The sequence below is a fragment of the Pedomonas sp. genome, assembly GCF_036515995.1.
Classification (GTDB): Bacteria; Pseudomonadota; Alphaproteobacteria; order Sphingomonadales; family Sphingomonadaceae; genus Pedomonas.
In genome coordinates, this window is sequence record NZ_DATBUP010000096.1 from 1 (window position 1) to 7,231 (window position 7,231).

Annotated in this window: 8 protein-coding genes and 1 pseudogene; all 9 read right to left on the reverse strand. The window is 64.0% G+C overall.

Annotated features, from left to right (window positions below):
• Nucleotides 1-193 precede the first annotated feature (193 nt).
• Entirely contained in the window at nucleotides 194-658 is a 465-nt protein-coding gene (gene ptsN / locus VIG90_RS07505) for a PTS IIA-like nitrogen regulatory protein PtsN (protein ID WP_331592874.1), read from the reverse strand.
• A 72-nt stretch (nucleotides 659-730) separates the two neighbouring features.
• Complete coding sequence (gene hpf, locus VIG90_RS07510) at nucleotides 731-1,321, reverse strand: ribosome hibernation-promoting factor, HPF/YfiA family (RefSeq protein WP_331592875.1); 591 nt, start codon at nucleotides 1,319-1,321, stop codon at nucleotides 731-733.
• A gap of 177 nt (nucleotides 1,322-1,498) precedes the next feature.
• Nucleotides 1,499-3,118, reverse strand: a complete 1,620-nt coding sequence (gene rpoN, locus VIG90_RS07515) for an RNA polymerase factor sigma-54 (RefSeq protein WP_331592876.1) — start codon at nucleotides 3,116-3,118, stop codon at nucleotides 1,499-1,501.
• A 23-nt stretch (nucleotides 3,119-3,141) separates the two neighbouring features.
• On the reverse strand, nucleotides 3,142-3,927 hold the full coding sequence (lptB, locus tag VIG90_RS07520) for an LPS export ABC transporter ATP-binding protein (protein WP_414695478.1): 786 nt from the start codon (nucleotides 3,925-3,927) through the stop codon (nucleotides 3,142-3,144).
• Nucleotides 3,928-4,223: 296 nt separating this feature from the next.
• On the reverse strand, nucleotides 4,224-4,778 hold the full coding sequence (locus VIG90_RS07525; RefSeq protein WP_331592877.1) for an LptA/OstA family protein: 555 nt from the start codon (nucleotides 4,776-4,778) through the stop codon (nucleotides 4,224-4,226).
• 34 nt (nucleotides 4,779-4,812) lie between these two features.
• Nucleotides 4,813-5,409, reverse strand: coding sequence for an LPS export ABC transporter periplasmic protein LptC (gene lptC, locus VIG90_RS07530; RefSeq protein ID WP_331592878.1), 597 nt, complete (start codon nucleotides 5,407-5,409; stop codon nucleotides 4,813-4,815).
• A 41-nt stretch (nucleotides 5,410-5,450) separates the two neighbouring features.
• Nucleotides 5,451-6,065, reverse strand: coding sequence for a ribonuclease D (locus tag VIG90_RS07535; RefSeq protein ID WP_331592879.1), 615 nt, complete (start codon nucleotides 6,063-6,065; stop codon nucleotides 5,451-5,453).
• A gap of 240 nt (nucleotides 6,066-6,305) precedes the next feature.
• Nucleotides 6,306-6,905: an NAD(P)H:quinone oxidoreductase gene (gene wrbA / locus VIG90_RS07540; RefSeq protein ID WP_331592880.1), complete on the reverse strand. Its 600-nt coding sequence runs from the start codon at nucleotides 6,903-6,905 to the stop codon at nucleotides 6,306-6,308.
• 113 nt (nucleotides 6,906-7,018) lie between these two features.
• Nucleotides 7,019-7,231, reverse strand: a pseudogene (locus VIG90_RS07545) (hypothetical protein); the annotation flags it as partial.

Here is a 7,231-nt window from a genome sequence, read left to right on the forward strand (position 1 = left end):
GCGCGGCCTTTTCTTTTGTCCGGATTCAGTAGGCGCGGCGGCTGACGACAGGCGCGACCCGACAAACGAAGGGGAGGTGCAGGAGGGTTGAGACCCTCCTGCGAATAGAAACCATCAATGAAAATAATGTAATAACAAAAAGGCCCGGCGGTGAGCCGGGCCCTTCTGGTGTGTATGTCAGTCAGGAAGCGCGTCAGGCCGCCTTTTGCTGGCCGTAAGAGGCGAGCAGGGCGTAGAGCGCATCGCTCGAGGACGAGCCGCGCAGCTTGGCCAGGGTGGCCTGATCACGGAACAGGCGCGACACGCGCGCCAGCGCCTTCAGGTGTTCCGCTCCCGCTTCCTCCGGCGCGAGCAGGAGGAAGACGAGATCGACCGGCTTGCCGTCCAGTGAGTCGAAGTCCAGCGGCGTCTCCAGTTGCATGAAGACACCCATGACCGAGGTAAGGCCGGCCAGCTTGGCGTGGGGAATGGCGACGCCCCCGCCAAGGCCGGTCGAGCCCAGACGTTCACGTTCCAGAATCGCTTCCAGGATGCGGCGTTCATCCATGCCGAGCAGTTTCCCGGCCTGGGCCGCAAGGGATCCCAGCAACTGTTTCTTCGATGTGACTTTGACACCGGCAACTACAGCGCCGGGGACAAGCAGATCCGCGAGTTCCATGTCTGTCTTTCTCGCTCTTCAATCGTCCGCCCGTATCAAGGGGCGGGGCTCGAGAACCCTGAGGGCAGCTGGTCAGGCCGGTTCGGGCTGACGCTCAGACTGCGGTTCTACCCAGCCAATATTACCGTCTGTACGGCGATAGACCATAGCCAGTTGGCCATTGCCAGCATTTCGGAACAACAGGGCCGGTGTTTGTCGCATATCCATCAGCATGACCGCATCCGAAACGGAAACCTCGGGAATATGTTCCTGCGTTTCTGCAACGATAACCGGATGTTCTTCCTCGACTTCCTGCTCCTCCGGCGTTGACTGGAGCACGGTGTGCGCGGCGGGCGACAGGACGATGTCCCGCTCGACGCCGTTATGATGATCCTTCAGGCGGCGCTTGTAGCGGCGCAGCTGCTTCTCGAGTCGTTCTGCGGTGAAATTGAACGCAACATAGGGGTCGAAATCACTGGCCTCGGCCTTCAGGAACACGCCCTGACGCAAGTAAACCTGACAATCCATGCGGAAGCCGTGTCCGCGCGCATCTCGTGCAAGGGTAACAGTCGCGCTAATCGCTCGGGGAAAGTACTTTTCAGCCAGTTGCTGAAGGCGTGTCTCCACGTGGGTGGGGAAGGCATCACCCACATCGACCTGATGACCAGAGACGCGAATATCCATAGCACTCTCCTTGGTTGGTTCGGCCCTGTCCCACGAAATTGGACAGTGCCTGTTGGCGAGTGGCGGGCCTTGAGTGTCCACCACCCGCAAAGAGAGATGTCGTGACGGAGGGAGCGTCTTGCAAGACCAGTGCGCCCCGGTCCGTCAACTGGCGAAGCGGATCTCGTCCAACGGGTCTCAGCGACCGTTGTGCTGACCTGCTTCCAACATCTTGAGCCTCCGACGTTGAACGCTCGAGGGGATCTTCAGTGCTTCGCGATACTTTGCCACGGTTCGGCGGGCGATGTCGAACTTCTCTGCAACGAGAATCTCGACCAGCTTGTCGTCGGACAGGATGGCGTCCGGTTTTTCCTGATCTACCAGTTCCTTGATGCGCTGCTTCACGGATTCGGCCGAATGGGCGTCGCCGCCGTCGGCGGACTGAATGGCCGAGGTGAAGAAGTATTTCAACTCGAAGACGCCGCGCTGGCAGGAGAGGAACTTGTTTGCCGTCACGCGCGAGACGGTCGATTCGTGCATGCCGATCACCTCGGCGATGTGCCTGAGGTTCAGCGGCTTCAGGCCGCGCACGCCGGTCTCGAAGAACTCCTCCTGCTGGCGCACCAGTTCGGTCGCCACCTTCAGGATGGTGCGGGCGCGCTGGTCCAGCGCCTTCACCAGCCAGTTGGCGGACTGCAGGCACTCGGACAGGAACGTGCGCTCGGTCTTCGAGGCGCGGGAGTTCAGCTCGGAATAGTAGGTGCGGTTCACCAGCAGGCGGGGCAGGGTGGCAGTGTTCAGCTCCACGCTCCACTTGCCCGAGGCCAGCTTGCGCACGAAGATGTCCGGCACCACGGTCTGCAGGCTCTCGCCCCCAAAGGCGAGGCCCGGCTTGGGGTTGTACCCGCGCAGCTCGCGGATCATGTCGCTCAGGTCTTCCTGATCGACACCGCAGATGCGCCTGAGCGCGGCCAGATCGCCCCGGGCCAGCACGTCCAGATTGTTCAGCAGTGCTTCCATCGCCGGGTCGCAGCGATCCGCCTCGCGCGCCTGCAGCATCAGGCATTCACCCAGCGTCCGGGCGCACACACCCACCGGATCGAAGGTTTGCAGCACCTTCAGCACGCCCAGCGCCTGCTCGGGCGGCACGCCAAGACGCTCGGCTGCCTCTTCCACCGGCTCGGTCAGGTAGCCGCTCTCGTCCACCAGATCGATGAGATAGGTGGCGATGGCGAGGGACTGCATGTCGCTGAAGGCGGTGCGGGCCTGCTCGTGCAGGTGGTCGGTCAAGCTCAGGGATTCGATCAGCAGGCCGTCGATGCCCGGCATGTCGTCGTCCGGCAGACCGCCGCCGACCGCGCCCTGCCCATTCAGGCTGAGCATGGACTCCGGGCCGCCTTCCAGACCGTCGCCCATGCGGTCGGCGGCGCTGTCATGGTGGTAGATCTCGGAATTGATATCCATGTCCAGCGGGGCGTCGTTGCCGTCCGCCATGCCGCCGCCCAGCAGGGTATCGGCCGTAATGACATCGCCGCCATCAAAGGACGCATCGAAGGACGCGTCGCCATCAAGAGCCATGCCGTCCGGCGCTTCCGCGCCGTCGAAGCGCTCTCCCTGCGGTTCGGCCAGTCCCAGTTCGTGAGCGTCCGGTCCGTCGTTGTCCGGCGAATCCAGAAGAGGGTTCTTCTCCACTTCCGCCGCAACGAAGCTCTCCAGTTCCAGGTTGGTCAGCGCCAGAAGCTTGATCGCCTGCTGCAACTGGGGAGTCATCACCAGCTGCTGGCCTTGGCGGAGGTCGAGGCGAGGTCCCAGAACCATGGGCGAGCGATGCGTCCCTTCGGCTAGAGCGAGAAATGCTCGCCGAGGTAAACCCGGCGAACCTGCGGATCGGCGACCAGTGCCTCGGGCGTGCCCTCGAACAGCACCTTGCCGTCATAGATGATGCAGGCGCGATCCACGATGTCCAGAGTTTCGCGCACGTTATGGTCGGTAATCAGCACGCCGATGTCACGATCTTTCAGGTGAGCCACCAGATCGCGAATGTCGGCGATTGAAATGGGGTCGATGCCCGCGAACGGCTCGTCCAGCAGCATGATGGACGGCGCGGCGGCCAGCGCCCGGGCAATCTCCACGCGGCGGCGCTCGCCGCCCGAAAGAGAGAGGGCGGCGGACTTGCGCAGCCGGGTGATGGAAAACTCGTCCAGCAACTGGTCGAGCCGGGCCATGCGCTCGTCCCGATCCTTCACCACCACTTCCAGCACGGCAAGGATGTTCTCCTCCACCGTCAGGCCGCGGAAGATCGAGGTCTCCTGCGGCAGGTAGCCAAGGCCGAGCCCGGCGCGGCGGTACATGGGCAGGCGGGTGATATCCAGCCCGTTCAGCTGGATACGGCCCTGATCCGGCAGCACCAGGCCCATGATCGAATAGAAGCAGGTGGTCTTGCCCGCGCCGTTGGGGCCGAGCAGGCCCACCACCTCGCCCCGGTGCACCGAGAGCGAGACATCGCGCAGCACGGCGCGGTTGTCATAGGATTTGGCGATGGAGACAACGTGCAGGCCGGTCTGCGCCGCCGTGGCGGCTTCCGCCCCACCGGTTTGGGTTTCCGTGCCGAGAGTTGCTTCCATCATGGTTCACCGTCGCCTTACGCCATGGCTAGAATAGTAAGTTTAACAAAAGGTATGGGCCATCAAAGCTGGCCCAGAATATGCATGAGTCAGCCCGAAGGAAAGGCGGCAATGGGCGAATTTCGCCCCTTTAGAGCAGCTTTCGAGCAGGGTGGTACACCCTGCGCTGAACAAAAGTGCGACCAACGAAGAGTCCAGAGCCGCGATCTGATGCAATCAGATCGGAAAAGGCTCTGATCTGCGTGAATTCAGCGCTGCCCGGTCTTGGGTCCCCCGGCGCCGGATACTCTGTCGCCTGATTACTGACTATTCGTCTGATCGTCACGCGGCGGCACGACGAATCGGCCCGTCACGCGGCTGGAGGACTGGCCGGCCACGGCGGGCGCGCCGTCCAGGCGCATCACGCCGGACTCCAGGTTCACCTGCAGCCGGTCGCCGTTCAGCGTGGAGTCGCCCTTGGTCAGCCTCACGTTGCCCACCAGCGTGATCTGGCGCTGCCGCACGTCATAGATGCCGTAGTTGCCCACCGCCCGTTCGGACGGAGAGGTCAGCCGCACGTTGCCGTTGGCGTCGATGCGCTGAATGACGAGGCTTTCGGCCTGTCCCCGATCGTAATAAACGCGCACCGTGTTGGCCTCCAGCGTCATGTCGGCCTGATCGACCTTCACGTTGCCCTGGAACAGCGCCAGGTTCTCGCGGTCGCGCACCTCGATGCGGTCGGCGTTCACGTCGATCGTTGCGTTCGTGTCGTGGCGCTTCAGCGCGGAGATGCCCTGGGCCTGAGCCGCCTGAGCCCCCAGAACCGTTCCGCCCGAGACCGCCATCGCGGTCATAGCTGCCAGCCACCAGCGCATGTTCGTCCTCTTATCCGTTACGACCCCGGTGCACTTACGACCTCGGGGTGATCCGCATGTGGGTGCGGCCCTCGAAAACCACGGTTTCCTTCTCGATGTCAGCGCGGAAGCGCTGCGCCTTGAAGGTGCCGAGCGGGCCGTTACCCTCAACGCCTGCCGATCCGTAAGCGACTTTGCCCGGCAGGTCCACGACGGCATCGCGTGTGGTCAGGTGATAGCCCCGTTCGGTCGTCAGGACCAGCGGGCCCGTCACCTTCAGCTGTTCCTGTTCCAGATCATAGCTGCCCCGCTCGGCGTTCACCTGAACGGTGTCGTTGGCCATCGCCATCCGCGCGGCCACGTCAGACAGCTCCACCACCGGCGTGGCGGAGGTCTGCTGCACGGCGCGGGCGGCGCTGATCTCGAAGGGGCGGCCTTGCGAATCCGTCCCCCGGTAGCGCGGCGCTTCCATGCGCAAACGTTCCGGGCTCACCTCCACTCGATCCTTCGACAGCACGAAGGACATCTCCTGGCCGCTCACCAGCGGCCACACCACGATGGCCAGCAGCAGCACCACGGAGGCCGCCGGCAGGGCGACGCGCATGACCTTCACGAACTGGTCATAGCGTCCGCCCACCTTGGGGCCGCGCATGGCTCCGGCGTGCCATTCGGGGGGGAGGGGAGTTTTCGGTGTCACGCGTGGGCGAAGATGTCGGTGTCGGGCCAGCCGAGCAGGTCAAGCTCGGCACGATATGGAAGGAAATCGAAGCAGGCCTGCGCCAGTTCCGTCCGACCCTCGCGCGCCAGCCGCACATCGAGCACGGCCATCATGCGGTGCAGATAGCGCACATCGCCCGCGGCGTATTCCTTCTGCGCGTCCGAGAGCACGTCCGCGCCCCAGTCGGAAGACTGCTGCTGCTTGGAGATGTCAGCGCCCAGCAGTTCCTTGGCCAGATCCTTCAGGCCATGGCGGTCGGTATAGGTGCGGGTGAGCTTGGAGGCGACCTTGGTGCAGTAGACCGGGTTCACCTTCACGCCGAGGTACTGCCGCAGCACCGCCAGGTCGAACCGGGCGAAGTGGAAGATCTTCAGCTGCTCCGGGTTCTCCAGAACCCGCTTCAGGTTCGGCGCGTGGTACTCGCCGGGGCGGAAGCGCACGAGGTGCTCGTCGCCCTGACCGTCCGAGAGCTGGACAACACACAACCGGTCGCGCTGCGGTACCAGACCCAGCGTTTCGGTATCGACTGCGATCGCGCCAGAGGTGAGAACGCCTTCCGGCAGGTCGCCTTCATGAAGATAGATTGCCATGGCGGTGGCTTAGCGATTTCAGAAGAGAAGGCCAATAATTAAACGCGCCGCATCGGCTCCTGTTCGCCGAAAAAATCTCGCGGTCCGCCTGGGCCGGGCCCCGTTCTGGAGGTGAAACTTTCTGGAGCGAACATGGGCGGGGCAGAAGAGGAAACTGCCCCGCCCTGTCGGGCCGGTCCACAGGGGGGAAAGAACCGGCCGCTGTCTCTAACTGTCTACTGGTGGCTGTCTCTATAAGCCTCAGCCGAACAGCTTGTTCGCAACCTCGGCCACGTGACGGCCCTGGTAGCGCGCGCCGTCCAGTTCGATTTCGCTGGGCTGGCGCGAGCCGTCGCCGTTGGCCAGCGTGGTTGCGCCGTAAGGGCTGCCGCCCACGATCTCGTCCATGCGGGTCTGGCCCTGGAAGCTGTAGGGGAGGCCCACCACCACCATGCCGAAGTGCATCAGGGTGGGGATGACCGAGAACAGCGTCATCTCCTGGCCGCCGTGCTGGGTGGCGGTCGAGGTGAACACCGCGCCCACCTTGCCGTTCAGCGCGCCGCGCGCCCACAGGCCGCCCGCCTGATCGAGGAAGTTGGCCATCTGCGAGGCAAGGCGGCCGAAGCGGGTCGGCGTGCCGATGATGATGGCGTCGTAATTCTCAAGCTCGGCAACGGTGGCAACCGGCGCGTCCTGATCCAGCTTGAAATGGGACTTCTCGGCAATTTCCTGCGGCACCAGCTCGGGCACGCGCTTCACGTCAACGGTGGCGCCGGCGGCACGGGCGCCTTCGGCCACGGCGTGGGCCATGGTCTCGATATGGCCGTAAGAGGAATAATAAAGAACCAGAACTTTGCTCATCAAACTCTCCAGACAGGGCGTTTACGCAACGCGACTTGACGCAACAGAACAGTGTAAGACGGGGCAATGTACGAAGGGGTGGGGGCTCTGCGGTCGAAGCCGCGCCCTCAACCTCAGGCGGCATCCACCAGCACGATTTCCGCATCCTCGAGCGCGGTGATGACCAGCCGCTCCTCGTCGCGGATGGCAAGGCCGTCCCGCGCGCCGGCCCGCTGGCCGTTCACCTCGACCGCGCCCAGCGCGGGCACGAGGTAGGCATGGCGGCCCCGGCCCAGCGCGTATTCCGCCGTCTCGCCCGCTCTCAGGGTCGCGCCCAGCACGCGGGC

What these genes read in the sequence shown, in the direction of transcription:
- wrbA (WP_331592880.1), bottom strand. Translation starts at nt 6,905, where the DNA reads ATGAGCAAAGTTCTGGTTCTTTATTATTCCTCTTACGGCCATATCGAG.
- VIG90_RS07535 (WP_331592879.1), bottom strand. Translation starts at nt 6,065, where the DNA reads ATGGCAATCTATCTTCATGAAGGCGACCTGCCGGAAGGCGTTCTCACC.
- ptsN (WP_331592874.1), bottom strand. Translation starts at nt 658, where the DNA reads ATGGAACTCGCGGATCTGCTTGTCCCCGGCGCTGTAGTTGCCGGTGTC.
- VIG90_RS07525 (WP_331592877.1), bottom strand. Translation starts at nt 4,778, where the DNA reads ATGCGCTGGTGGCTGGCAGCTATGACCGCGATGGCGGTCTCGGGCGGA.
- rpoN (WP_331592876.1), bottom strand. Translation starts at nt 3,118, where the DNA reads ATGGTTCTGGGACCTCGCCTCGACCTCCGCCAAGGCCAGCAGCTGGTG.
- lptC (WP_331592878.1), bottom strand. Translation starts at nt 5,409, where the DNA reads ATGCGCGGCCCCAAGGTGGGCGGACGCTATGACCAGTTCGTGAAGGTC.
- lptB (WP_414695478.1), bottom strand. Translation starts at nt 3,927, where the DNA reads ATGATGGAAGCAACTCTCGGCACGGAAACCCAAACCGGTGGGGCGGAA.
- hpf (WP_331592875.1), bottom strand. Translation starts at nt 1,321, where the DNA reads ATGGATATTCGCGTCTCTGGTCATCAGGTCGATGTGGGTGATGCCTTC.